Origin of the sequence: Pseudomonas cichorii, from assembly GCF_019719005.1 — a bacterium.
GTDB lineage: Bacteria > Pseudomonadota > Gammaproteobacteria > Pseudomonadales > Pseudomonadaceae > Aquipseudomonas > Aquipseudomonas cichorii_E.
On the sequence record NZ_JAIGPJ010000035.1, the window covers coordinates 375 to 25,125 of the forward strand.

20 protein-coding genes are annotated in these 24,751 nt (G+C 58.3%); 4 read left to right on the forward strand and 16 right to left on the reverse strand.

Going from position 1 to position 24,751, the window contains the following annotated elements:
* Positions 1-153: 153 nt before the first annotated feature.
* From K5D32_RS20835 to K5D32_RS20880, 10 genes are all read right to left on the reverse strand, one after another.
* Complete coding sequence (locus tag K5D32_RS20835) at positions 154-2,646, reverse strand: TonB-dependent siderophore receptor (protein ID WP_221601675.1); 2,493 nt, start codon at positions 2,644-2,646, stop codon at positions 154-156.
* Positions 2,647-2,731: 85 nt separating this feature from the next.
* On the reverse strand, positions 2,732-3,730 hold the full coding sequence (locus K5D32_RS20840; protein ID WP_260407485.1) for a FecR domain-containing protein: 999 nt from the start codon (positions 3,728-3,730) through the stop codon (positions 2,732-2,734).
* Positions 3,727-4,227: a sigma-70 family RNA polymerase sigma factor gene (locus K5D32_RS20845; protein ID WP_221601676.1), complete on the reverse strand. Its 501-nt coding sequence runs from the start codon at positions 4,225-4,227 to the stop codon at positions 3,727-3,729. Before K5D32_RS20845 ends, K5D32_RS20840 begins: the two co-directional genes overlap by 4 nt.
* A gap of 133 nt (positions 4,228-4,360) precedes the next feature.
* Entirely contained in the window at positions 4,361-4,837 is a 477-nt protein-coding gene (locus K5D32_RS20850) for an SRPBCC family protein (protein WP_221578476.1), read from the reverse strand.
* Positions 4,838-4,875: 38 nt separating this feature from the next.
* Positions 4,876-8,331, reverse strand: a complete 3,456-nt coding sequence (locus K5D32_RS20855) for a non-ribosomal peptide synthetase (RefSeq protein WP_221601677.1) — start codon at positions 8,329-8,331, stop codon at positions 4,876-4,878.
* Entirely contained in the window at positions 8,328-9,275 is a 948-nt protein-coding gene (locus K5D32_RS20860) for a diiron oxygenase (protein ID WP_221594714.1), read from the reverse strand. The genes K5D32_RS20855 and K5D32_RS20860 overlap by 4 nt, the downstream gene beginning before the upstream one ends.
* A gap of 35 nt (positions 9,276-9,310) precedes the next feature.
* Positions 9,311-10,087 (reverse strand): DUF3050 domain-containing protein, encoded by a 777-nt coding sequence (locus tag K5D32_RS20865; protein WP_198729209.1) that lies wholly within the window; start codon positions 10,085-10,087, stop codon positions 9,311-9,313.
* A 788-nt stretch (positions 10,088-10,875) separates the two neighbouring features.
* Positions 10,876-11,616: a GntR family transcriptional regulator gene (locus K5D32_RS20870; protein WP_216704413.1), complete on the reverse strand. Its 741-nt coding sequence runs from the start codon at positions 11,614-11,616 to the stop codon at positions 10,876-10,878.
* Positions 11,617-11,849: 233 nt separating this feature from the next.
* Positions 11,850-12,857, reverse strand: a complete 1,008-nt coding sequence (locus K5D32_RS20875; protein WP_198729207.1) for an aldo/keto reductase — start codon at positions 12,855-12,857, stop codon at positions 11,850-11,852.
* 143 nt (positions 12,858-13,000) lie between these two features.
* Complete coding sequence (locus K5D32_RS20880; protein WP_221528442.1) at positions 13,001-13,690, reverse strand: HAD-IA family hydrolase; 690 nt, start codon at positions 13,688-13,690, stop codon at positions 13,001-13,003.
* 313 nt (positions 13,691-14,003) lie between these two features.
* Here K5D32_RS20880 and K5D32_RS20885 point away from each other — a divergent pair, with 313 nt between their 5' ends.
* Entirely contained in the window at positions 14,004-15,488 is a 1,485-nt protein-coding gene (locus K5D32_RS20885; RefSeq protein ID WP_221601678.1) for a YdgA family protein, read from the forward strand.
* A 585-nt stretch (positions 15,489-16,073) separates the two neighbouring features.
* On the opposite strand, the gene K5D32_RS20890 is transcribed toward K5D32_RS20885, so the two are convergent.
* From K5D32_RS20890 to K5D32_RS20910, 5 genes are all read right to left on the reverse strand, one after another.
* Positions 16,074-16,910, reverse strand: a complete 837-nt coding sequence (locus tag K5D32_RS20890; protein WP_221601679.1) for a hypothetical protein — start codon at positions 16,908-16,910, stop codon at positions 16,074-16,076.
* Between the two features lie 162 nt (positions 16,911-17,072).
* Positions 17,073-17,549: a YMGG-like glycine zipper-containing protein gene (locus K5D32_RS20895; RefSeq protein ID WP_025262507.1), complete on the reverse strand. Its 477-nt coding sequence runs from the start codon at positions 17,547-17,549 to the stop codon at positions 17,073-17,075.
* A gap of 203 nt (positions 17,550-17,752) precedes the next feature.
* Complete coding sequence (locus tag K5D32_RS20900) at positions 17,753-20,089, reverse strand: FdhF/YdeP family oxidoreductase (RefSeq protein WP_221601680.1); 2,337 nt, start codon at positions 20,087-20,089, stop codon at positions 17,753-17,755.
* Positions 20,086-20,925: a formate dehydrogenase accessory sulfurtransferase FdhD gene (gene fdhD, locus K5D32_RS20905; RefSeq protein WP_221601681.1), complete on the reverse strand. Its 840-nt coding sequence runs from the start codon at positions 20,923-20,925 to the stop codon at positions 20,086-20,088. Before fdhD ends, K5D32_RS20900 begins: the two co-directional genes overlap by 4 nt.
* A 101-nt stretch (positions 20,926-21,026) precedes the next feature.
* On the reverse strand, positions 21,027-21,908 hold the full coding sequence (locus K5D32_RS20910) for a LysR family transcriptional regulator (protein WP_216704407.1): 882 nt from the start codon (positions 21,906-21,908) through the stop codon (positions 21,027-21,029).
* Between the two features lie 153 nt (positions 21,909-22,061).
* Here K5D32_RS20910 and lysM point away from each other — a divergent pair, with 153 nt between their 5' ends.
* Positions 22,062-22,508, forward strand: a complete 447-nt coding sequence (gene lysM / locus K5D32_RS20915; RefSeq protein WP_216704406.1) for a peptidoglycan-binding protein LysM — start codon at positions 22,062-22,064, stop codon at positions 22,506-22,508.
* A 54-nt stretch (positions 22,509-22,562) separates the two neighbouring features.
* Here lysM and yrfG read toward each other — a convergent pair whose 3' ends face one another.
* Positions 22,563-23,225 (reverse strand): GMP/IMP nucleotidase, encoded by a 663-nt coding sequence (gene yrfG / locus K5D32_RS20920; protein ID WP_216704405.1) that lies wholly within the window; start codon positions 23,223-23,225, stop codon positions 22,563-22,565.
* Positions 23,226-23,324: 99 nt separating this feature from the next.
* Here yrfG and nudE point away from each other — a divergent pair, with 99 nt between their 5' ends.
* Together nudE and cysQ are read left to right on the forward strand one after the other, a co-directional pair.
* A complete protein-coding gene (nudE, locus tag K5D32_RS20925) occupies positions 23,325-23,891 on the forward strand; it encodes an ADP compounds hydrolase NudE (RefSeq protein WP_198729196.1) in 567 nt (188 codons plus the stop codon).
* Positions 23,888-24,727, forward strand: coding sequence for a 3'(2'),5'-bisphosphate nucleotidase CysQ (gene cysQ, locus K5D32_RS20930; RefSeq protein ID WP_221601682.1), 840 nt, complete (start codon positions 23,888-23,890; stop codon positions 24,725-24,727). The genes nudE and cysQ overlap by 4 nt, the downstream gene beginning before the upstream one ends.
* Positions 24,728-24,751 lie beyond the last annotated feature (24 nt).

Here is a 24,751-nt window from a genome sequence, read left to right on the forward strand (position 1 = left end):
GTGGGTCAGCCAAAAATTCCTCCCCACCCCCCCTGTCTGCTGCCGCAGACATGGGTTTTGTCTTTCTGCTTCCTGCAAACGTGTACTCAATCAGCGCCCATGAAAAAGCCAGCCTCCATTGTCGAAGGCTGGCTGCTGAGTAAGAGCGGCTGTTTAGAACTGATAACTCAGGGTCGCACTCACATTTCGCTCTTCGCCCATGTAACAGAAGCTCAGGCTTGCGCATGACGCCACATAGGATTCGTTGGTCAGGTTGTTGGCATTCACCCGCACATCAACACCTTTCAGCCCGACCTTGCTCAGGTCATATCCCACGGATGCATCCAGCAATGTGTAAGCCGGGACCTTCATGGTGTTTTCAGCGTCCGCCCAGCTATAGCCGACATACCGCACACCACCGCCCAGACGCAGCCCGTCGAGAGCGCCGCTGTCGAATGCATAATCACCCCAGATCGAAGCCATTTGTCTGGGTGCCTGCGTAGGAGAGTTGCCTTTGTTCTCGATGAGATTGGTGGCGGTACTCAATGTGCTGATCATCGACTTCGAGTATTCGATGTCCGTCAGTGTGTAACTGCCCAGCACCTTGAAGTTGTCGGTCAGTTGCATATGCGCTTCAAGCTCCAGCCCCCGGGAACGTACCGCGCCAACAGGGCGATAGAAGTTCTCTTGAGGCAGCTTGGAAGCCAGGTTCTCCTGATCGATATGGAACACCGAGGCGGTAAACAGATTCTCGGTACCTGGCGGCTGATACTTGATCCCGGCTTCCCATTGGGTGCCGTCCGTGGGTGCCAGCGGGTTACCGCTGCTGTCGGAGTAAGAGTTCGGGTTGAATGACTCGGAATAACTCAGATACGGCGCAATCCCGTTATCGAACAGGTAAAGCACACCAGCCCGGCCAGTGAGCTTGGTCCGCTTGTCACTGATTTCGGTCCCTGCCGGACGCCCGGTCTCGGCCAGTCGGTTCTCGTCCGAGGTTTCCACCCAGTCCTGGCGCAGTCCCAGGGAAAAACGCCACTTGTCCAGCTCGATCAGGTCCTGCACATAAAGGCCTGTCTGTTCCAGGCGACGCAGGTAGCTGGTTGGGCTGTAATAACTGATGGCGGAATTGCCATACACGGGATTGAAAGCATTCAGGGGGGCTGCCTGGCCGCTGGTCCAGTCAACCACGGTCTTGCGCCGTTGATAGTCTATGCCGAGCAATGTCGTGTGCTTGGCCGAGCCGGTAAAGAACTCCGCCTGCAACATGTTATCGACGATGAATGCATGCAGACGCTCATCGCCTCCCGAGTAATAACGGTTCAGTTCATTGCCCGTCGCACTGGTCCAGCCATAGGCGTAAACCTGGTCGTTCTTCACTTTGGAGTCCAGGTAGCGAAAGTTCTGCCGGGCTGTGAAGACATCATTGAAGCGATGCTCGAATTGATAGCCGAATGACTGCTGGTCACGGCTGAAACCATCCACGCCTGGCTCGCCATCGAAGAAGTTCTGTGAAATGCGCTGGCCGTTGCGTTGATGAAGTGCGCCATCTGCCGGCACACCACCGTGATAACCGCCTTCGGGATCATGCTGCAGATAAGCTTGCAGTGTCAGCGACGTGTCTTCGTTGAAATCGATGCTGACGGTGGGGGCCAATGCATAGCGCTTCTCCTCCACATGATCGAACTGAGTGTCGGATCTGTCGGTCAGCCCGATCAGACGATACGCAATGCGTTTGTCTTCATCCACTGGGCCACTGAAATCGAAGGCCAGGCCTCGCTGACCTTGTGTGCCGGCAGTGGCCTGGATCTGGTGATAGGGCTCATAGAGAGGTTTCTTGCTGGTCAGCGCCACCAGACCGCCCGGTGAGCTTCGGCCATAAAGTACCGATGAAGGACCCTTGAGGATATCGACCCGCTCAAGGAAGTACGGATCGACCTGCATGGTGCTGTAGGTCCCGCTATCCCCCATGGACTTCAAGCCATCCAGATAGATGTTATCCACAGACCCGTCATTGAAACCGCGCATCGCGACATAGTCGTATCGATGAGTAGCGCCATAGGGATTGGTCAGTACGCCAGGTGTGTAGCGCATGGCTTGGGAAACCGTCTGCGAACCCTGGTCGTCCATCTGTTGACGGGTGACCACTGAGACAGACTGTGAGGTCTCCAGCAATGAGGTGCTGGTCTTGGTGGCGATCTGGCTGTGAGTCGCGTTGTAGCCTTCCATGCTGCCCAAGGCATTGCCCAGGGCAAACCCGCGAATGTCCGTATCTGGCAGCGATAACGTCTGCTCTTCAGCCGCACGTAATACATAAGTGCTGCCATTCTGTGACACGGCCTGCAAGCCGCTGCCACCCAGCAGAATGCTCAATGCCTGATCGACTGAATAATTACCCTGCAATCCTGTTGAGCGGGCTCCTGCCGTTTGTGCCGGTGTAGCGGACAAGGTGATGCCCGCCTGCCGGGCGAATTGATTCAGTGCATCACCCAGCGGTGCTGCCGGTATGGAATAGCTGCGTATGGCACTGGCTGATGAGGCGCTTTCCTGAGCCTGCACCTGAAGCGGCAGGACCGCTGTGCCCAGAGTCATGGAGATCAATGCTGCCCGAATGGCCATGCGCAGCGCTGGCGAGTCGGATGAGTGCGATATACCTTGAGGCCGTGTCATGGGAGGCAGTTCCGTCACGTTCAATCAGAAGAGGAGGGTTACTGATCTCCATGCCGGACACCTGAGCCAGACCCGCCAAAAATAATCAGGCCTGACGCTGCAATGTCACCCACCAGCGTGTGCGGTAACTGAGTTTCACAGGAAGTGTCTGAGGCAGAACCTCCAGCAACCTGTCGGTATCTTCCAGCCTGAACACACCGGAAAGACGCAGATCGGCAATGTCATCCGCACACCCAAGGTAGCCACGGCGATAGCGTCCGACTTCCGCGAGGAAATCTCCCAGGCGCATCCCCTTCGTCACGATCAGACCATCGGCCCAGGCGCCCGCTTCCATATCCAGTGGCGGCAGCAGGGTAGCGCGCTGTCCGGAAACCGAATAACTCTGGCCGGCCTTCACGTCTACAGGTGAGGTGGCAGGCGAACGGATAATCAGGCTGCCTTTCGTCACGCTGACCCGGGTGCTGTCCTGATCCTGACGAACAACGAAGCGTGCGCCGATCCCTTCAAACAGAGCATGGCGGCTCTGCACCCGTAACGGCCTCGGAGTGACACTGTGCGAGTCGGCCCCGCAGGCAACCAGAATCTCTCCGCGCGTGAGGTTTATCAGGCGATGCCGGGCATTGAAGTCCTGATCCACCGCGCTGTCAGTGTTCAATTGCAGGTCCGTGCCATCCTGCAATCGATAGCTGTTGCGCTCGCCCACGCCGGTCGCAAAGTCGGCCTGCCATTGTTGCCAGGGCGCGATATCACGAGAGAGCCAGGCCGCGGAGCCCAGCACTGCGATACCGGACAGTAATTTCAGGGTTTGCCTGCGTCCCAGTCGCTGCGCACTTTTCTCAAGTGCCTCGAAGGCGGCTCCCGATCCGGGCAAGGCCTGGAAGCTGCTGTTCAGCTCATTGCTCAGGGTCTGGATACGTTGCCAGGCACACTCATGATCGGCGTGCTCGGTTCGCCACTGTTCACATTGCTTGCGCAGATCCGGGTCGGCTGACGAGACGTTCAGGCGCATTGACCACTGGATGGCCTGCCTTACGACCTGCGGCGAAGGCTGGTTGTGGCGAGACGGCTGCAAGGTACGGCTCATGCGTCGTATCGCAGCAGATAGCAATGATAAAGGGCGTCGGCGATGTAGCGTTCGACCGAGCGCAGGGAGACACCCATCTGGGCGGCAATCTGCTTGTGTGGCATTCCCTCGCATTGAGCCAGCAAAAACGCCTGCCGGACTTTGGGTTTGAGGCCGTCGAGCATTCGGGCAATGCTTTCCAGCAGCTCGAAAACCAGCTCGCGGGACTCGGGCGACGGGGTTTCGCTGGGTGATAAATGAGCAATGGCTTCCAGGTAGGCCCGCTCAAGTTCTTCACGGCGCCAATGGTCGATGACCAGGCCTCTGGCAACGGTGCGCAGGAAGGCTCGCGGGGTTTTCAGCTCAAGCAGTTCGCTGCGATTGAGCAGCCGTACAAACGTATCCTGGGCGAGGTCGGCGGCATCGGCGCCATTGCCCAGTTTGCTGCGCAGCCATGAATGGAGCCAACCATGGTGATCGTTGTAGAGCGTATGCAGGGCTGAGTGCTGAGAAGGCATGGGGATGCGCCATCCCGGCGCCACACAAATGATAATGAGTCGCATTGTGTTAAAGCGCCCACCAATTTGCAACCGCCCATATGCCTCAACCCGCTCAGGCTTCTGGCGCTGAGCGGGTCGGTTCACGCAAGTATCAGGCAAACAGGCTGCGCACGTTACTCATGGCGCTGTCAGCGAAGCCCTGTAGAAACTCCTGAAAGCCTGGCAGGGCTTCAGGGCCACCCTGATCGGGTTCGGCAATGATCGTCCATGTCGCAACCGAATCGTTATCGCCCGTGGATTCCACAGTCATCGCTGCCCACAGGTTGCCCACCGGCAGGCTGGTGTAGATCAGCGACCAGGTCATGAAGCGGGCATTGTTGTCGTGAGAGTTCAGTTGTTCGATGGCGACGTTGCCGTCCTTGAACAGTTTCTTGCGCACCGAACGGACGCCTTTCCCCGTCACCTCAGTGCTTTCCAGCGCCGGGATGAAGGCCTGGAAACCGCCAAAGTTACCGACGATCGCCCAGACGCTATTGGCATCGGCAGGAATTTCCACGGCCGATACGACTTTACACAGCGAAGGGTTCTTGATCAGCGTGTCCGGTTGCAGAGTGTTGATTGAGCTCATGTGATTCTCCATGTATTTCACGTTGGGTTGGGGATGCTTCAGATAAAGTCGATTTCTTTCAGGTAATCGCAGCCCTTGCGCAGCAGCGCCGGGGTTTTCTGCGGGTAGTGCTCGCCCATGTGCCGGATACCGGCCAGAGCGTTCTGGTACTCGATCATCGAGATGTCGCCGATGTCTTCCTCGAAACCGTCCAGATAAAAACCCAGCACGCCGAATAACGCGTTCTGGCTGTCGACCCGGTTGAGCTGGGTCTGCCAGTGCGCCACGCTGACCATCTCGAACTCACGCCCGGCCTCGCGGAATGCATCCACGTAGCTGTTCCAGCTCAAGGGTTCGGGGTTGTGCAGGTTGAATACCGCACGGTTGGCCTGATAGCGGCTGGCATGGAAGCCGATGAAACGGGCGAGGAAATCCACCGGCATCAGATCGAAGTTCATGGCGAACTCCGGGACCTTGCCCAGTTGCAGCGAGCCCTTGAGCATCAGCATCAAGCGGTTTTTCTGTGGCTGGCACACGCCGGTGACGCTGTTGAAAGCGATGTTGCCGGGGCGATAAATGTTCACCCACACGCCTTGATCCCTGGCCCGCTGCAGCACGCGCTCGGCGACCCACTTGGACAGGTTGTAGCCGTTCTTGATGTAGATCGGCGGCGTAGCGGCGGCCGGTTGCTCCAGCACGCTGCCGGCTGCATCCACGGCGCTGGATGCCGATAGCGTGGAAACAAAGTTGAAGATCTTCTTGCTGCGCCCCTCGCACAGACGCAGGCATTCAAAGACCGGTGCCACGTTGTCGCGGATAAGGGTTTCGTAATCCTGGACATGGTTCACATTGGCCGCGTTATGCACCAACGCACCGAAGTCCCGGTCCAGTCGCTCATACACCTCATCGTTCAAGCCAAGCTGCGGCTGGGTTACGTCGGCGGGATAGACCGTCACCCGACTCAGGTCCAGATGCTCCAGGCGATTTTCCCGCAGCGACTGAACGAAGCGTTCGTGGGCGCTTTGTCCCGTGCCTTCGCGCACCAGACAGGCAACTTCCGTTGCTCCCCAGGCCAGCAGCGCTTCGACGATATGCACGCCGAGGAAGCCATTGGCGCCGGTCACGATGACTTTGTGAACATCGCCCAACTGGCTGATCGGCAGCACCGGTATTTCCAGTTCGGCATTGGCGTCCAGCAGCGCTTGCGGGCTGACGGTATAGCTTGAGACGCCTTCGCTTTCAATGAGGCTGGCCAGTGTCAGCACGGTAGGAGCTTCGATAAAACGGTTGATGGGAATACTGCGCCCGAACCGTTCGCGAATCCCCAGCAACATGCGCGACAGCAGGATCGAGTGGCCACCCAGATTGAAGAAGCTTTCGTCGGTGGAGATGTCCCCGATGGGCAGCTCAAGCAGTTCGGCCCACAGCTCAAGAAGCTTTTGCTCCTGCTCTGTTTCCGGCAAGCGACGGGGTTGCTGGTCAGCGAAACTCACCGGTATTTCCAGCAAGGCCTTGCGGTCGATCTTGCCGTTACTGGCGAATGGCATGTTTGCCAGAACCGTATAGGCGCCGGGATGCATGTAGTCGGGCAGCAGGCGTTGCACATGGGCTTTCAATGCCTGCAAGGCGACTTCTTCAGCTTCATGTGGCTGAGCGGCAAACGCCAGAATGCGGCGTTGGGCATCCACGACCACGGCAACCTGACGATACAACTGGCTGCTGCGCAGGCAATGTTCGATTTCTTCCGGCTCGACCCTGAACCCACGGATCTTCACTTGATTGTCACGACGTCCGGCCAGCTCGATGCCGTCAGGAATCCACTTGCCGATGTCCCCGGTTCGGTAAGCGCGCAATGGCTGTCCGTCCGGCAAGGTCAGCGTCACATAGCGTTCGGCCGTCAGCTCGGGATTGTTCAGGTAGCCCAGACACACGCCGGGGCCCGCGATGTACAACTCACCCTGAGTTTCTTCCGCTACCGGCTGCAACTGCTCATCCAGAATCCAGACCTGGCTGTTGGCGATGGGGCGTCCCAGATTGCGGTTGCTGCTGCCGGGCTTGAACTGTCCGGCGGTGACCAGCACCGTGGCTTCAGTCGGGCCATAGAGGTTATGAAAGTGGCACTGTCGGGTCAGGTGCTCGATGACATAGGGCTCGCAGACATCGCCGCCGGTCATCACATGCTCAAGGCCCAGCGGCTCGTCCAGCGGCAGGATGCTCAACAATGCCGGCGGCAGAAACGCATGGCTGATGCCGTCTTTCAGGAGGCTGACCAGTCGCAGGGGGTCGCGGCGTTGATCGTCGTCCGGGATCACCAGTTCCGCACCGCTGAGCCAGGTCGGGAAGATATCAATGACAGACGAGTCGAAGCTCAGTGTCGAGAACTGCAATACCCGACTGTGCTCCGACAGACTGACGTACTCCGCATACCAGGCGGTGAAATGGCTGAGGTTACGCTGACTGAGCAGCACGCCTTTTGGATGGCCGGTGGTGCCCGATGTGTAGAGCGCCATGCATGGCGAGTCGCTGTCAGGTCGCAGACGAGTCAGTGGCTGATCCAGCTCTGTTGCCTGGATCGAGCTGATATCCAGCGCAGGAAACTCGGCTTTGGCCAAGGGATGCGAGCCGTCATGCAACAACAGCAGGGCGCCCGAGTTTTCCAGAATGTATTGCTGGCGCTGGACAGGCTGACTCGGATCCAGCGGCAGATAGACTGCACCACTGCCAAGAATCGCCAGAATGCCTGCATACAGCGCAACCGACTTGGGCAGGCAGATGCCGATGACCACCGGCGTACTTGCGTGCTGCCGGGCTTCGATCAGCGGCCGCAAATGACGCTGGATGGCGACAGCCTGCGCGTACACCTCGCGATAGCTGAGTACCTGACCGGCAATCGATAGCGCCGAACGCTCCGCGAAAGTCTGAAAACTTTGCTCCAGCCGCTCCACCAGCGGCGTATCCGCCAGTGCCAGCAGATGCGGCTGGTCAGTCTGATTCAGACGATGCCTGAACAACTGATGGTCTATGGTCTGCAGGCCTTGCTGCCATTCGCTTTGTGCGGGAGCGGTGGTGGCCAGGGTGCTGAAATACTTCTCGTCCCTGGACAGGCGACTGATCAGCAGCGCTGCCTGATCGACAAACTCCGCGATGGCCACATCACGCAACATGCGGCCGTTGCCCGACTCCTGAACGGGCAGCCACTCACGGACGATCAGATGCTGAGCCGTTGTGGAGCCGTGCCAGCACAGCAACTCCAGACGTGGCAGACCTTCCGGTACATTCGGGCTCAAGCCGACCCGCAGGCTCAAGTGATCGGCGCTGCCGAATGCCTTGAGTCGTTCACCGCTCAGCTCCAGACTGCCATCCTCGACCAGGATCGAGGCGTTATCGACAGCGTTCGCCTGCAGTCCGTCCTGATCGCTCAAGTGATGCACCGAGTGTCCGTGCGCGAGCAATTCTGTGTGCAGTTCGCTCAGGGTCAGGCTCTGACCGATGAGCACGATCTCCAGGCGTTTCATTGGAGGATTCCCTGGGCTGGCAGGTAGTCGGCCAGTGCCCGCTGCACGCAAGGCGCTTCAAGCATCGAGCTGGTCTTGAAGAAGCGCACGATATTGCCAATCAGAGGATGATGGCGATTGATGGGAAAGCTCACGGCCATGGTTTCATCCTTGAGCGCCTGCTTCACGGACGGCGCGACCTGCAGATTGTCGATCAGGATGAAATCGAAGCCGTGCTGGATGTCATTGGTCAGATATTGAGCAATGAACACCGGCATGATGCGCGCGATGCACTCTCGATCCGCTTCGGGGGCGGTGTGCCAGTAGATACGCACCAGCCGCGCCCAGAACCCGGAATGGCGCCCCTCGTCCAGCAGGTGATCGGCCATCAGCCCCTTGACCGACTGCTTGACCGAGTCGTCCTTGGCGAAGGCCGCTACATCGTTGGTGACCGTGTTTTCCGCAATGGCCACGCAGATCAGTTCCACGGCGCTGCGCAGATGTTCCGGCGCCAGGGCCAGGGCGGCAGGAATGGCGCGGCTCAGCTCGATCTCATCGGGCAGGCGAATCGGTTCGATCCCGGTCAGAGCGATGGTCTGCTGCATGAAGTCCATCGCCACCAGAGCGTGGTAATCCTCATCGACGACCACGGTCATGGCGTCGTAGCGGCAGGCGAAAGGAAAGCGGATCGCGAAGTTGTTCTTGGCGATACTGCGCGCGGTCTTGTCGACGATCTCGGTTTCAAAGATCACGACATCGTTGATGAACTTGTAGAGGCTTTGCACCAGCGCGTAATCGCGCAGGTGCGGACACTCACGGGTGAAGGTTTCGCTCAGCACCAGAGGCTGGCGACTCAGGGGATAGATCAGTTTTTCATCGTTTTCGACGATCCGGCGTGGGCGAGTGCGAATGGTGGCGCGACCTTCCCAGGCATCAATGAACGAGCTGTAGTCTTCTGCTTTCATGATGGCTTCCTTGTAGAGGGGCTTGCGGCGCGAGGTCAGGCGCTGGCTTGCATCAATGGCGAGCGCATGCTCATGCGCAGCGTGTCCCACAGCTCGACCCGGCTATCCACGGCGGCGATGGCGGCCTGATACACCTCGCGCTGGCGCTGCTCGTCGCCGTTGACTAGCCTGGCCAGCAACTGCTCGGCCGCCGGGCCGTGGTCTTCGGAGTCGACTTCGATGTGGCGCTCTAGGTAGTAGCGAAAGGTCGGTGCCTGATCGACGGTGATGCCCCATTCATCGAGGATGCTCTGGAACATCATCGGGATAACGCTTTCGCGACCATGCAGGAAAGCTGCTGCCACGCTATGGGCCGGTGCATGCAGCGCTGTATTGAGTGTGTGGGTCACGAATACCGAGGCGGCCTGACCGGCGTTGACGCGCTGCAATGCGGTTGTGTAATGCACGCCCTGTTTCTGCAGCTCGACGAAGCGTTCGATCTGCAAGGTGCTGGCGCCAATCTCGCGCATGGCATCCAGGTACAGCTCGAAGTGGCTGTAGTGGCCGTGGCTCAGCTTGTCGTCGGATTCTTCCCCGAGCACGATTTCGTTGATCAGCCTGGCGGCCGATGCATCCCGAGGCGGCAACCAGGGCAACTGGGTGCAGGTCAGTTCCTGCTGTAACCGCTTGGTCAGTGACATGAAGTCCCAGACGGCGAATACATGGGTTTCCATAAAACGTTTAAGCACTTCCAGTGAATTGATTTCAGCAAAGATGGGGTGTTGGCTAAGTTCTGTTTTCTTGAGGTCTAGTAGCGTTTTCTGACAAGGCATGGCGATATCCCGGTAGTCTTAAATACAAGTTTTGTCTGTAACGTGTAGCCGAGTTACAGTTTTCGTTTTCGAACAGTCGGCAGCGGACCTGAATAACAGGCAAGCGAGAGCCTGTTAGTTGAAACGATCAGTAACCGTTAACGTCAGGTATTCCGTTGCAAGGTCCTTTGCAGAGCCATGGTGCTATAAGCAGCAGCCTGTGCGGGCATGGCCGGACAGCCTGGGGGTGCCGACCATTGATACGGGCTGCAAATAAAAGTTAAAGCACTTGTAATGTAATGCGCAATTATTTTTTAACATTATTTTAGTTGCTGTTTTTCGAGGATGTAAGTTGCTATATAAAACTCTTTCGGTGAGTTTTATAGGGATGTAAGCAACCCTTTCGGTGGATAAGCACCAAAATTATAAATAATGAACGAATGCCTCGCTCAGCGTTGCTGTTATGCAAAACAATCCAGGTTTTGTGTTTTTTGCGGGCACGATCGGAAACGACTTCCAATGCCTTGTTGCCCTTGCAGGAACTCCTTTCTCAGTACGTTCAAAGGAACAGATCGCTGCCCTGCACCTGACGGGCAGTTCAAGAGTGACCAGGGAGCAACCCTCCGGTAGGGTCCCGCCTTGGTCACGACCGAGTTTGCCTTATTCCTGAGACAGACCAACCCGATGGTTCAGGAAAACAGACATAAAAGCGCTGCCCGCGAGCAGATAGCTCGCAGCGCACGAGTGGCAGCGTGAGGGGGAAGGGGAAGCGTCAGGCCGCGCGGGTCAGACGATCAACCGCGATTGATTCAGGCGATGCTTTTCTTGCGTTGGCGTGCCGGTGTTTTTTCCTGCTCGGCCTTTTTGCTGTTCAGGTATTGAGTGATGGCTTTGACACCTCGGTTGAGGTGGTTCTGCAGAGCACCCACGATCTCTTCAACAGCCTTTTCTTCGGCAAGACGCAGCAATTCCCAGTGATCATCCTGAGACAGCTTGCCAAGGCCCATTGATGAGAGGTTGAAGCGCAGAAAGCGCTCCTCTTCGTTCAGGCCTTCTTCAACCAGACGCATCAGGCGCTTGTTGGGGGTCTTGGCGTAAAGCGCCATGTGAAACAGGCGGTTGAGAGTGCCCATCTTCGAGTAGTCGGTTTCAACCTCAAGGGCCTCGATGCAGCGCCGTGCCGTGGCCAGGTCTTCTGCATCCAGTAACGGAATGGACAGGCGCAGGGCTTGGGATTCCAGCAGGATACGCAGCCCGTAGGCGTCCACGGCATCTTCTGTGATCAGCGGGGCGACCACAGCACCTTTATGGGTTTCGACGCGCAACAGTGACTGGGCTTCGAGCTGGCGCAAGGCCTCGCGGACCGGCATGCGGCTGACACCAAAAAGCGTGGCCAACTCCTGTTGGCGCAGCGCTGTGCCGCTTGGCAGGCTGCCATCAATGATAGCGTTGCGCAGTTTTTCCTCGATAACAGCTCTTGCAAGGTGCGCGGGAGGCTGTTCGTTCCCCAGTACCGAGCACAAGAAGGCTTCTCTATCAGTTTTGCGCATTGCCATACTTCTTCATCAACCTGGCTGTATTGGATTCATGGTTGCCGACAAGCAGAGCCGGGTCTGTTCGCGTTTCGGCACAAGCCGCATCGCGGCAGTTACAGAGCATCTTAGCGCTCCTGTCGGCAACATGTTGAATGAGCATTTATATACACGCGGCTTTTTAAACGCTTTTTGAGAACATCGCGAGCATTTGCCGATGGCCTGCTCGCGATGAGGCTCCCAGAGCGCCCTCAGCGTGTCAGGCGCCCCGAAACAAAATGCTGCACATCATTGAAGCCGGCAGTCGAAGCGTGGCCCGGTATTACCAGCGAGTCGATGAAGGCTTCGTCCTCGGCACTGATCTTCACTTCCAGCGCTTTGGTGTAATGTCCCCACTGTTGCTCGGTACGCGGCCCGACAATCGCCGACGTGACGGCCTTGTTGTTGAGCACCCAGGCAATCGCGAACTCCACAAGGCCGACGCCTTTGTCCTGCACATAGGCCTGCAATTGCTGGGCGATGCGCAGAGACTCCACACGCCATTCCGTTTCCAGAAGACGCTTGTCCTGACGCCCGGCGCGACTGCTGCTGTCAGGTGTGACGTCGGGTGCGTACTTGCCGCTGAGCACGCCACGCGCCAGTGGGCTGTAAGGCACGACACCCAGGCCATGAAACGCGGCGGCAGTGATCTGCTCTATCTCGGCCTGGCGGTTGACGATGTTGTAGAGCGGCTGGCTGATGACCGGTTTGTCCACGCCCAGGCGCTGGGCGACGTTGACGATTTCCGCGATGCGCCAGCCGCGATAGTTCGACAGGCCCCAATAGCGGATCTTGCCCTGGCGGATCAGGTCGCCAATGGCAGACACCGTGACTTCCAGCGGCGTGTCGTGATCCTCTTTGTGCAGGTAATAGATATCCACATAGTCGGTATCCAGCCGCTGCAGGCTGTTTTCAATGGCATTGAAGATGTGTTTGCGATTCAGGCCGGCACGGTTGGGAATGCCATCGCTCGGGCCTACCGCGACCTTGGTCGCCAGCACCCAGTCACTGCGCCGCGAAGCAATGGCTTCACCGACGATCTCTTCGGAGCGCCCGCCATTGTAAACGTCGGCAGTATCGATGAAGTTCACGCCCTGATCCCATGCCTGATCGATGATGCGCAGGGATTCTTCGGTGCCGGTCTGCTCACCGAACATCATTGAACCGAGGGTCAGTGTGGAAACCTTCAGGCCTGACTGGCCAAGCGTTCTGTAAATCATGCTCAACATCCTCCATGTCATTGAAAGCGGGATCAGGAGGGCATACTGGCTTGTTTATGGGGGCGTTGAAAAGGCCCCTATGAGAATGCGACAGGCTAAAGACAGTTGAGGGTCTTCCTGCCGACGGGCAGGAAGACGCTGCATCAGGCCTTCCTGGGCAGGCCCCATGCCTCAAGCGGGAAGTCTTCCAGCGAGGTCAGCAGCAGGTCGGCATGTTCGTACTGTTCGACCGGCATGTGCGAGTCGGGTACTGCCACGGCGTACATGCCCGCAGCCTTGGCGGCGGTGACGCCGAATGGCGAGTCCTCGAACACCAGACAATCCTCTGGCGAAACGCCCAGGCGACGCGCTGCGACCAGGAAAATATCCGGCGCAGGCTTGGCGGCACCGACTTCAGGGTCATCGGCGGTCACGACGGTATCAAACAGCTCGAACCAGGCGCGGTGCAAGGTGGTCTTGGCCTCGAAGTAATGCACCGAAGAGCTGGTTCCGACCGCGATGGGAATGTTGTTGGCCGCCAGATGCCTTACCAGCGCCTCGGCGCCCGGCATTGCCGGAGCAAGAGGGAAGCGCTCTTCAAGCATGGGCTCGCGCACTTCCAGAAACTCGTCAATGGAAATGGGCAGTTCCAGCGCCTGGATAACGTAGCCTGAAAAGTCACGGGCGCCACGGCCAATGGTGTGCTGCTTGATTGACCAGTCGAAGGTTTTTCCATAACGGCTGGCAATCAGATGGGTGACCTCGGTGTAGACCCCTTCGGTGTCCAGCAGCAAACCATCCATGTCGAAAATCACGGCCTTGATCGGGCCTCGCTCACCTTGCTGTTCACTCATGTCGTCAGATCCCCCGTTTCTCAGATTCGATTCGATATCAGCCTAACGCCTACATCAAGACTGTGGCTACCCATGTGTTGAGTACCTCCCTGCAACGAAAGTGCATTCAGGTTTGTCTGAAGCTTCCTGAAAAGGCGTAATACCCGTGCAACCGGCCAACAACGCTGGGCGATGACAAACGCTCAATGCTAATCTCTCGCGACTTTTCGGCAGTGACACAGGCTGCGTCTACTCCGCTATCAAGGCGCGGCTGCAAGCTGTCGGGGCGCAGGGAAGACTTTCAAATCATCAGAACGGACATCGTTGAGTCGCTATGAATAAATCAGCAGGTATCGCGGTAGGCGTCATTGTTGTGGCCGGTGCATTGGCAAGTGCTGGCGCCTGGTACACCGGCAATCAACTGGAAGGCGTGCTCAACGAGTCGATCCGGACTGCCAATCAGGAACTCAAGGAGTCTCTGGAAGGCACCGACAACAGCATTACCCTGCAACTGGTTTCGCTGGAGCGCCACTTCTTCAGCAGCACGGCCCATTACCGCGTGGATCTGCAAGGCCCGGACCTGTCCCGCGATGGCCAGGATCCGCAGTTCCTGTTCGTTGATAACATCGAGCACGGGCCGATTCCGCTGTCGCGTCTGAAAGCGTTGAAGCTCATGCCGGTCATGGCCCAGAGCAATTTCGAGATGGAGAAAAGCACGTCTTCGGAAAAGTGGTTCGCCATGAGCGGTGATAAAACGCCACTCAAGGGGCAGGCGAGTATCGGCTATGACCGTTCCACCAGCGGCTGGCTGAAAGTTTCGCCGCTGGAGATGGTTGACGCAGACGGCACGTTCAAATTCTCCGGGCTCGACATCAACGCCGAAGCATCCGCCGATGCCGAGAAGCTCAAGGTCACGGGCACGCTGGACAACCTGCAACTCAATGTGGCGTCAAAAGAAGGTCCGGTGAGCATCGATATCAAGGGCCTGACCTTCGATACCGGCGGCACCAAGGGCCAGTCGGGTCTGTATCTGGGCCACAGCAACCTGAAAATCGACAATGCCGGCTTCCAGATAGTCGGCAAGCAGCCGGTGCTGATCAAGGACTTCGTCAATACCAACCTTGCTCAGGAGGAGGGCGGGAATCTGGCGATGCAGATCAACTATGATCTGGGCATGATTTCCTACAGCGGCAAGGACATTGGTTCCTCACACCTGGGTTTCAGGCTTTCCGGTTTCAACGCGCTGTCGACCAAGACCCTTTATCAGTTCTATCAGGAGCAGGTTCTGCCACAGCAACAGGCTGCTGCACAGGCCAGGCTTCCCTTCCAGCTGAAACTCAGCCCTGCCGACGAGCAACTGATGAAGAGCGAGCTGAGCAAGTTTCTGGCTGGCAAGCCTCATATCGAGCTGGAAAAGCTCTCGCTCAAGACCGCCAATGGCGAAAGCCACATGAGCATTGCCGTGGACCTGACCGATCCGGGCTCCATTGATCAGCCAGGCAGCGACACGGTGATAAAGACCATCAGCCAGCTCAAGGCCCGTGTGCTTTTGTCCAAGCCCATGATCAACGATGTGGCGACCCTGCAGGCAGGCTTTGACGGGCAGACCGACGCCCAGGCCATCGCTGATCAGGCCGCTGCCGCCAGTGACATGCTCAGTGCCATGGCCACCATGCTGCAACTGGCCAGGGTCGAGGGCAACAACATCGTTTCCGACCTGCACTACGCCAACGGCATGGTCGACTTCAACGGGCAGAAAATGACCCTGCAACAGTTCCTGGCCACAGTGATGGTCAAGGTAGGGGTGTTGAGTCAGTAACAAGGTTTGCCATCAGGGTTATTGCGTCAGAGGGCGCAATAACCTTGCAAGCCGGTAATTCGCAGGCAACAAAAAACCCGCCGAAGCGGGTTTTCCCAAGACCATTCCAACTCCCTGTCGGCAGCCTTCCCGGCCATGGTCGATCGTCCCTGATCCTGGTGAACTCCCTGCTCACCACTTGTTGGATCCAATACTACGGGCCTTGTGGCAGTACGAAAATAGCCATTCACCGGCGTGCGTGTAAGCCTTTGGCTATTCGTAGGCTTTTTCGCGAATGAATTCGCTCCTACGGGCGAGGGAGCGAATCGGGCGGCGCTCCGCTCATTCGCGAAAAAACCTCGGGTTTGCACGTTTTCGCAGGCAATAAAAAACCCGCCGTAGCGGGTTTTTCCAAGACCATCCCAACTCCCTGTCGGCAGCCTTCCCGGCCATGGTCGATCATCCTTGATCCTGGCGAACTCCTTGTTCGCCACCTGTTGGATCCAATAGTACGGAGGTTACCGTAGGGTAAAAAGAGCCAAATGCCGTCAGCGCGTGTAAGCCTTTGGCTATATATGAGATTGAGATTTAATCTCAATAATGATTTCAGGGGGTAAAGGTCGTCATGGCTTCGCAATAACGCTGAGCTGTATTTTTGCTTTCTTCGTTGCGATCCCGCGCCGCACGCTTGTTCCATTCCCGGCACTCTTCCTTGAAAAACACTTGGGCAGAAAGGCGGCATTCACGTCTTTCCACTGAGCGATTGAGGAAGTTCTCGCACACGCTGTCGCCGTCGATACGGTTTTCGTAGAGGCGCCATTGCGCACGATAGCGGCCATTGCCATCCCATTCGCGAATCGACACGGTGGCAACCGTATGCGGCTTCTGCTGGCGTGCAGGCGCTTTGCGTGAGGCATCGGACTTGAAGTCCGCCATGTAGCTGGCAGACACCATGCCTGTTGCAGGTGCAGCCTGAGCAGGGCGCGAAGCCTGGCCGAAGCGGCAGTTCAGAACACTCTCATCAATGACATTGCCATCCTTGATGCAGTTATCCAGAGGCTGGGCTATGGGAGCTGATTCCTGAGTGGCGGCCACAGGCGTCGGAACAACGTAGGGTTCCACCCGCAAAGCCGGACGTGCAAGCTCGTTGGCGACTTGAAGGGGCGTTTCATCGACGGGGTCAGGCCCGGCTGCAGGCTCTGGTTGTTCGAGTGCGATCAGCTGTACAGGCTTGGGGGTGCTGGTTCGGGTGGCCAGCCCCACTGCCAGCACTGCAAAAATGCCCACGCAGAGGAAAGCCAACACGTAGCCACGTGATGATTTACGAGGCTGGACGATTCGCTGTTTTCCGGGGTGCGAGCCCAGCACCACATCGACCTGACCGGGGACAAGGCGCTGAATGCGAATGATCCCGTCGTCATCCTGTGGCTTGGTGGAATCCATCCCTGCTCCTTGAGTGCTGATCGATAGGCAACGCGTAATTTTTCTAGACGGCGTTTCGGCAGAGACCTGAATTCCTGAAGGGCATATTTCTGCTTTTTAGCGGCTCAACGAAAACTGGCCGCTTTTCAGGGCGGCCAGTCTGGTATTGCATAGCTTGATCAATCAACGGTGACGCCAGTCACGACCGTGTTTGCGATGGCCGTAATGCTTGCGATGGCCATGGCCGCGGTATTCGCGACGATCGTCACGACCATTGCGATAGCGGCGATCGTCTTCGCGGCTTTCGTTACCCATGTAGTTACCCAGGGCACCACCTGCACCGCCGCCAGCGGCTGCGCCGACAAGGCTACCGGTGTTTCCGCCTACGCTGCGGCCGATGACGTTACCGCCGGCTGCGCCCAGGCCGCCACCGATGGCAGCTTCTGTACGGTTACGACGGTCTGCGCCAACCGCACTGCCAGCTGCGCCGCCCAGGCCTGCGCCAATCGCAGAACCCGTGCTGCCGCCGATCTGTTGACCGACAGCCGAACCCAGTACCCCACCCAATGCACCGCCTACGCCCGCTTCAACTGTTCCGCCTGCCGAGGCGAAACCGCTTGCGAGAGTAAGAGACAACAACAGTATCGAGGAATACTTCATGTATGGAATCTCATAGGGATGACGGCGCGATCCTGATATGCCGCAAGGAATGTAGCAACGAAATTCCGACGAGTAACACGACTGCAACACAAATAGCTAAGTTACTGTTTTACATAGGGAACTTAACTTGAAAAAGACAGTCTGAGCTTACTTGATACAGGCCCGGTTCTTACGAATCCGGGCCTTTTTCATGGGTAGCAGAATCAGATGATTCGTGCCGACTCGCTCGAACGTTCCAGGCGTATTGCCACGAATTTCGAGGTGGGGGTATGGCTGCCTTCGCCAACGCTTTCCAGCGGCACCAGCGGGTTGACCTCTGGATAGTAAGCCGCCGCCTGACCTGCCGGGATATCGAACGGCAAGAGGGTGAAGCCCTTGACGCGACGTTCGTGGTTATCGCTCCAGATCGAGATCAAGTCTGCTTTCTGACCCGGCTGGAAGCCCAGGCGGATAATGTCGGCTTCATTGACGAACAACACGTCACGTTGCCCTTTCACACCGCGATAGCGGTCGTCCAGGCCATAAATGGTGGTGTTGTACTGATCGTGGGAGCGCATGGACTGCATGATCAGGTCCGGGGTCTGGCCCGTGGAACTGATGCCCTCATGAATCAGGCTGAGCGGCAGTGCATTGGGCTTGAAGTTGGCGCGTGTCGACGCCGTGTTCCAGCGGCGGGCACCTGCGGCATTGCCCAGATAGAAACCGCCAGGATTCTTGACGCGCTCGTTGAAGTCCTTGAAGCCCGGGATGGTGTCGGCAATCAGATCACGAATACGGCTGTAATCTTCGATCAGCCATAGCCAGTCCACCGGCTGCTTGCCTACGGTCGCGTTGGCGATACCGGCGATGATCGCAGGCTCCGAACGCATCAGCGACGAAGAGGGCTGCAACTGGCCGTTGGAGGCGTGGACCATGCTGAACGAGTCTTCCACGGTGACCGCTTGCGGGCCGTTGGCCTGGATGTCGATGTCGGTACGGCCAAAGCACGGCAGGATCAGCGCTTCCTTGCCGTGGAACAGGTGGCTGCGGTTGAGCTTGGTGCTGATCTGTACGGTCAGGTCGCAGTTGCTCAGTGCTGCAGCAGTGCGCGGGCTGTCGGGTGTTGCCTGAGCGAAGTTGCCGCCCAGAGCGATGAACACTTTAGAGCGACCTTCGGCCATGGCGTGAATGGCTTCGACCACGTTATGACCGTTCTCGCGAGGGACCTTGAACTGGAAGCGTTTTTCCAGAGCGTCGAGCAGGAACACCGGTGGGCGTTCGTTGATGCCCATGGTCCGGTCGCCTTGCACGTTACTGTGGCCGCGCACCGGGCACAGGCCTGCGCCCGGCTTGCCGATATTGCCGCGCAGCATCATCAGGTTGGCGATTTCCTGGATGGTCGCTACCGAGTGACGATGCTGGGTGATGCCCATGGCCCAGCACATGATCACGTTCTGGCCTTTGGCGTACATGCGGGCCGATTGCTCGATATCGCTCAATGGCAGACCGGATTGCTCCAGGATTTCTTCCCATGAGGTTTCGTCGATGGCCGCCAGGTAATCCAGAACGCCCTGGGTGTGTTCGTTGAGGAATGCATGATCGAAAACGGCGGGTGCATTGTTGAGCTGGGCTTCGCGCTCCCATTGCAACAGGAACTTGGCCATGCCGCGCAGCAGTGCCATGTCGCCGCCCAGGGCCGGACGGAAATACGCGGTGTTGGTCGGGCGATCGCCGTTGGTGAGCATTTCCATCGCATGCTGTGGATGCTGGAAGCGCTCAAGACCACGCTCCTTGAGCGGGTTGACGCACACGACCTGAGCGCCACGCTTCACCGCATCGCGCAAAGGATCGAGCATGCGAGGGTGGTTGGTGCCCGGGTTCTGGCCCAGTACGAAAATCGCATCGGCGTGCTCGAAGTCATCGAAGGTCACGGTGCCTTTACCCACGCCCACGCTTTGCGACAGCGCCACACCGCTGGCTTCGTGGCACATGTTCGAGCAGTCCGGGAAGTTGTTGGTGCCGTAGGCACGGACGAACAACTGATACAGATAGGCCGCTTCGTTGCTGGCCCGACCCGAGGTATAGAACTCGGCCATGTTCGGGCTTGGCAGGTTGTTCAGGTGCTTGGCGATCAGCGCGAAGACATCGTCCCAACTGATGGGCTTGTAGCGGTCGCTTTGCGGGTCATAGACCATCGGCTCGGTCAGGCGGCCCTGATATTCCAGCCAGTAATCGCTTTGCTCCAGCAGTGCGCTGACGCTGTAGCGGGCGAAGAACGCAGGATCCACGCGGCGTTTGGTGGCTTCCCAGTTGACCGCCTTGGCGCCGTTCTCGCAGAACTTCACCATGCCGCTTTCCGGCGAGTCGCCCCACGCGCAACCAGGGCAGTCGAAGCCGCCGTTCTGGTTGGTCTTGAGCATCATGCGCAGGTTCTTCAGCGCGTTGTCACTGCCCAGCCAGGCCTGTGTCACGCTGATCAGTGCGCCCCAGCCGCCTGCCGGACCTTTGTAAGGCTTGTAGCGAGGCGTCGGGGTTTTGTCGGCTTGGTGATGAGTGCTCACGCTTGAATCTCCATCGCAGGGCTATAGACCCGCGGCGCACTGTGCTGCGGCAGGTGAATTAGATTGAGGTTATGACGGCGCGCCCATTGCAGGGCCAGGCCGGTGGGCGACGACAGGCTGACCAGCGTCTGGATGCCGGCGCGCAGGACTTTCTGGATCAGTTCCAGGCTGCAGCGGCTGGTGACGATGGCAATACCGCCTGTCAGGGCAATGTTCTGGCGGGTCAGGGCGCCGATCAGCTTGTCCAGGGCGTTGTGGCGTCCGATGTCTTCACGGCCCAGCAACAACTGGCCATTGCTGTCCATGAACACGGCAGCATGGACGGCACCGCAATGTTGGCCCAGTGGCTGGAATTCACCGATGCGCTGGCGCAGGCCTTGCAGCCACTCGGCAGGCGGCAAGGGCGCGCCGGGCAATACGTTCAGCTCTGGCAGCGCCTGCTCGACCGCTTCGACGCCGCAAAGTCCGCAACCGCTGGTACCGGCCAGTTGCCGACGCTGCTGCTTGAGGTTCCAGAAGGCACGGCTGGCGATCTCGACCTCGGCCTGCATGGCCGAGCCGCAACCGTTGAGCTTGAAGTCGTAGATTTCGTCCGCTGAAGCAATGATGCCGCTGCCCAGGCTGAAACCGACGATGAAGTCTTCCAGATCCGTGGGGCTGACCAGCATTACCGCCTGGCTGATGCCGTTGTAGGCAATGGCGAGCGCTACCTCTTCGGCAAGCGCATTGTGTGCCGAGTCATTGCCCTCGAGATTCGAGTAGCTGTAAGACTGGCTTGCTTGAGGCGCGTGCGCCTGAAGAGCGGGCGCCGCGCTGGCCGTGCGCTTGGCGTGCATGGACTGATTACCGGCAGTTTGATAGCGCTTAGCCTAGGCCTCTTGTCGGATATCGTCTAATCGCTAGTTCCAATGCTCTGATAGATGACGTCGATCAATACTTATTTCTGGTTTTCTGCCAGAAGCGTGAAGCAGGCCTCCGCCAGGGCCGAGCGCGGCGCGCTGCGGCGCATGATCAGGCCGATGGGCGCCAGCGTGCGTGCATCGGCGATGGGGTGCAGGCCCAGATGTTCGGTAAGCATGTCCAGACCGCCGTCCAGCGGCATGATGGTGCAGCAGAAACCGCCATGCACGGCCTGCATCAACTGGTGAACGGCATCGGTTTGCAGCAGTGGCTGCGGATGCAGGCCGCGGCTGTGGAAGTTGTGATCGATGGACTGGCGAAAATGCATGCCGCTGGTCAGCGCGCCCAGTGGCAGTTCGACCAGCTCGCTCCAGGTCAATGGCTCTTCGCCAAAGCTGAAGTGGCGGCGGTCATACAGCAGGCCCATGCGGGTTTCGTCCAGAGTCAGGGTGTCGAAGCGTTCGTTATCCAGGCGCTCCAGATACGACACGCCCAGATCGATGCGATTGCTCGCCAGTTGTTCCAGAACCTGCTCGGAGCTGAGCGAAGACAGCTCGAAGCGCAGATTGGGGTGGATCTGATGCAGCCGGTGCAACAGCGAGAGCGGATCGAAACTCGAAAGCGGCACCACACCCAGGCGCAGGGTCCCGACCAGATGCCCACGGCAGGCCGCTGCTTCAGCCTGCAAGCCGTCATAAGCCGAAAGAACGGTTCTGGCCCAGGCCAGCACCCGCTCACCGGGAGCGGTAAAACCTTCAAAACGCTGCCCGCGCATGACCAGCGGCAAGCCCAGCTCTTCTTCAAGATTGCGCAGGCGCATGGACAGTGTGGGTTGGGTGATATTGCAGCGTGCTGCTGCCTGGCCGAAGTGACGAGTCTCGTCGAGCGCGATCAGGAATTTCAGTTGCTTGATGTCCATCTTCACTCCGATAGGCGAGGCAGGGAATTGATTCTACGCGTTCAACGAAGCCTGTGGGGTGGGCAACGTTGGTCGGAACTCCGCAAACCCACGGTTACGGGAGCTATGGTTAATCCTTGCGGGCGTGGCAACAACCGTGAAGGAGAATGAGCAATGAGTCTTTTCGAGTTCTTGAAAACGGCAGGGGAAAACATCCTCGATGCACTGACACCAGGTACTGCCAATGCCGATGAAGCCCTGAAAAAGCGTATTTCCGAGTTTGGATTAGGTAATCCCGATGTTCAAATCACGCTGGATGGCAGCAAGGTCACCGTCACAGGAGAGGTATCCAGTCAGGAAGAAAAGGAAAAGATCTTGCTGGCACTGGGAAATATCTCGGGCGTCGATACCGTGGACGATCAACTGACCCTCGCGGCCGGTGCGCCTGCAACAGCGGCTGCCCGGTTCGTCACGGTGGAAAAGGGCGATACCCTGAGCGCCATCTCGAAGCGGGTGTACGGCGACCCAAACAAGTACCAGAAAATCTTCGAGGCCAACAAGCCGCTGCTCAAGGATGTGAACCATATCTATCCGGGGCAGCAGTTGAGGATTCCTGATTAGGCCTTGAAATGGAGTGGGAGCGAATTCATTCGCGCCTCTTCGCGAATGAATTCGCTACAAACCCTTGATCAGCTCCAGATAATCCTTCACTGCCTCGAACTCTTCTGTGTCCTTTGGCCCTTTCTGGCTATTGGGTTCGCTGACTGCCAGCAAGTGCGCCACACCAAAGCGTCCGGCACTGCGCAGGATCGGCAGGGTATCGTCGATAAACAGGCTGCGCGCCGGGTCGAACGCGGTGTCGGCCTGCAAGGCGTCCCAGAACTGCTGGTTTTCCTTGGGGAAGCCGTAGTCATGGGAGCTGATCAGGCGCTCGAAGTAGGGTGCCAGCTCAATCCTCTCCAACTTCAATGACAGCGAATCGCGATGGGCGTTGGTGATCATGATCACCCGCTTGCCGGCTTTCTGAAGTGCAGCCAGAAAGGTCTGGGCATCAGGTCGCAAGGCGATCAGGTGCGCGGTTTCGAGTTTCAGGTCGCGCACCGACAGCTTCAACTCCGTGCTCCAGAAGTCCAGGCAGTACCAGTTGAGTGTTCCCGCATGGCGCTCGAACAGCGGCTGCATCTCCAGCAGAGCCATGGCCAGACTGACGCCATGCAATTCGGCATAGCGCTGGGGCAAGTGCTGCATCCAGAAGTGGTCGTCGTAATGCAGGTCGAGCAGAGTGCCGTCCATATCCAGCAGGACGGTATCGATATCGCTCCAGGGCATTGAAAGCATTCTGGCCTCTTCAGGAATTGATGGCGGATGTAAGCATATCCGAGACAGACAATCGGAAAAGCCACGGTATAGTACCCCGTCATCGCAAAGGAGCCTGTCATGCGCCAGAAACCTACCGTCCTCGCCCGCGAAATCGTCGCCAGCAGTCGCCTGTTCAGGGTCGAAGAGCTGCAATTGCGCTTTGCCAATGGGGTCGAGCGTACTTATGAGCGGCTGGTCGGTCGTGGGGCGGGATATGGCGCGGTGATGATTGTCGCCATGATCGACGCCGATCATGCGCTGTTGATCGAAGAATACTGCGGCGGCACGGACGAATATGAATTGTCCTTGCCCAAGGGCCTGATCGAGCCGGGCGAAGATGTGCTGGCGGCAGCCAATCGCGAACTCAAGGAAGAAGCAGGCTTCGGTGCCCGCCAACTGGAACACCTGACTGAGCTGTCCTTGTCGCCCGGTTACATGAACCAGAAGATTCAGGTGGTGCTGGCCACTGATCTTTACGAAGAGCGTCTTGAAGGCGACGAGCCCGAGCCGATTCGTGTAGACCAGGTCAACCTGCGAGAGCTGGCCAATCTGGCCCAGAACGCCCAGTTCACTGAAGGCCGCGCCCTGGCGGCGCTGTATCTGGCGCGCGACCTGTTAACCCAACGTGGATTTTTCCTGCCATGACCGATGTGTTCGACAATCTGCCGCATCCGCTTCTTGCTCCTGTGATCGATCTGGTCCGGCTGGCGGGTGAGGCGATCCTGCCGTTCTGGCGCTCGGGCGTCGCCGTGACCGCCAAGGCCGATGATTCCCCTGTGACCGCTGCCGATCTGGCGGCTCATCAGGTACTGGTCGAGGGGTTGCAGGCGCTTGACCCTTCGATTCATGTGTTGTCCGAAGAAGATGCCGACATTCCCCTGAGCGAGCGTGCAGGCTGGGAGCGCTGGTGGCTGGTTGATCCGCTGGACGGCACCAAGGAGTTCATTTCCGGCAGCGAAGAGTTCACGGTCAATGTCGCGCTGATCGAGCGTGGGCGTGTGGTGTTTGGCGTGGTGTCCATGCCCACCAACAACCGCTGCTATTTCGGCGGTGCCGGGCTGGGCGCATGGCGCAGCGACAATGACAGCCACATTGCGCCTATCGTGGTGCGTAACGAGCCGGGTGTCGGGCAGGAATTTACCGTTGTCGCCAGCCGTCGCCATTCCAGCCCTGAGCAGGAGCGCCTGTTGTCTGGGCTTTCCGCCGGGCTGGGAGAGTTGCAACTGACCAGTATCGGCAGCTCATTGAAGTTCTGTCTGGTGGCTGAGGGCGCAGCCGATTGCTACCCGCGACTGGCTCCGACTTCCCAGTGGGATACTGCTGCCGCTCAAGGTGTGCTGGAAGGCGCTGGCGGCGAAGTGCTGCAACTCGATGGCGAAGTGTTCAGCTATCCGGCACGCGAGTCATTGCTCAACCCGTTCTTCCTGGCCTTGCCTGCAAAGGCCAAATGGCGTGAAAAACTGCTGGAACTGGCTCGGTAGGAGCGAATTCATTCGCGAATGCCG

Bases quoted from the DNA above. Each gene is read 5' to 3' on its own strand.
- K5D32_RS20855 (WP_221601677.1), bottom strand. From the start codon at position 8,331: ATGAAACGCCTGGAGATCGTGCTCATCGGTCAGAGCCTGACCCTGAGC.
- K5D32_RS20875 (WP_198729207.1), bottom strand. From the start codon at position 12,857: ATGATTTACAGAACGCTTGGCCAGTCAGGCCTGAAGGTTTCCACACTG.
- lysM (WP_216704406.1), top strand. From the start codon at position 22,062: ATGAGTCTTTTCGAGTTCTTGAAAACGGCAGGGGAAAACATCCTCGAT.
- K5D32_RS20835 (WP_221601675.1), bottom strand. From the start codon at position 2,646: ATGACACGGCCTCAAGGTATATCGCACTCATCCGACTCGCCAGCGCTG.
- K5D32_RS20840 (WP_260407485.1), bottom strand. From the start codon at position 3,730: ATGAGCCGTACCTTGCAGCCGTCTCGCCACAACCAGCCTTCGCCGCAG.
- fdhD (WP_221601681.1), bottom strand. From the start codon at position 20,925: ATGCACGCCAAGCGCACGGCCAGCGCGGCGCCCGCTCTTCAGGCGCAC.
- yrfG (WP_216704405.1), bottom strand. From the start codon at position 23,225: ATGCTTTCAATGCCCTGGAGCGATATCGATACCGTCCTGCTGGATATG.
- K5D32_RS20895 (WP_025262507.1), bottom strand. From the start codon at position 17,549: ATGAAGTATTCCTCGATACTGTTGTTGTCTCTTACTCTCGCAAGCGGT.
- K5D32_RS20860 (WP_221594714.1), bottom strand. From the start codon at position 9,275: ATGAAAGCAGAAGACTACAGCTCGTTCATTGATGCCTGGGAAGGTCGC.
- nudE (WP_198729196.1), top strand. From the start codon at position 23,325: ATGCGCCAGAAACCTACCGTCCTCGCCCGCGAAATCGTCGCCAGCAGT.
- K5D32_RS20870 (WP_216704413.1), bottom strand. From the start codon at position 11,616: ATGCGCAAAACTGATAGAGAAGCCTTCTTGTGCTCGGTACTGGGGAAC.
- K5D32_RS20880 (WP_221528442.1), bottom strand. From the start codon at position 13,690: ATGAGTGAACAGCAAGGTGAGCGAGGCCCGATCAAGGCCGTGATTTTC.
- K5D32_RS20910 (WP_216704407.1), bottom strand. From the start codon at position 21,908: ATGGACATCAAGCAACTGAAATTCCTGATCGCGCTCGACGAGACTCGT.
- K5D32_RS20845 (WP_221601676.1), bottom strand. From the start codon at position 4,227: ATGCCTTCTCAGCACTCAGCCCTGCATACGCTCTACAACGATCACCAT.
- K5D32_RS20850 (WP_221578476.1), bottom strand. From the start codon at position 4,837: ATGAGCTCAATCAACACTCTGCAACCGGACACGCTGATCAAGAACCCT.
- K5D32_RS20885 (WP_221601678.1), top strand. From the start codon at position 14,004: ATGAATAAATCAGCAGGTATCGCGGTAGGCGTCATTGTTGTGGCCGGT.
- K5D32_RS20865 (WP_198729209.1), bottom strand. From the start codon at position 10,087: ATGCCTTGTCAGAAAACGCTACTAGACCTCAAGAAAACAGAACTTAGC.
- cysQ (WP_221601682.1), top strand. From the start codon at position 23,888: ATGACCGATGTGTTCGACAATCTGCCGCATCCGCTTCTTGCTCCTGTG.
- K5D32_RS20890 (WP_221601679.1), bottom strand. From the start codon at position 16,910: ATGGATTCCACCAAGCCACAGGATGACGACGGGATCATTCGCATTCAG.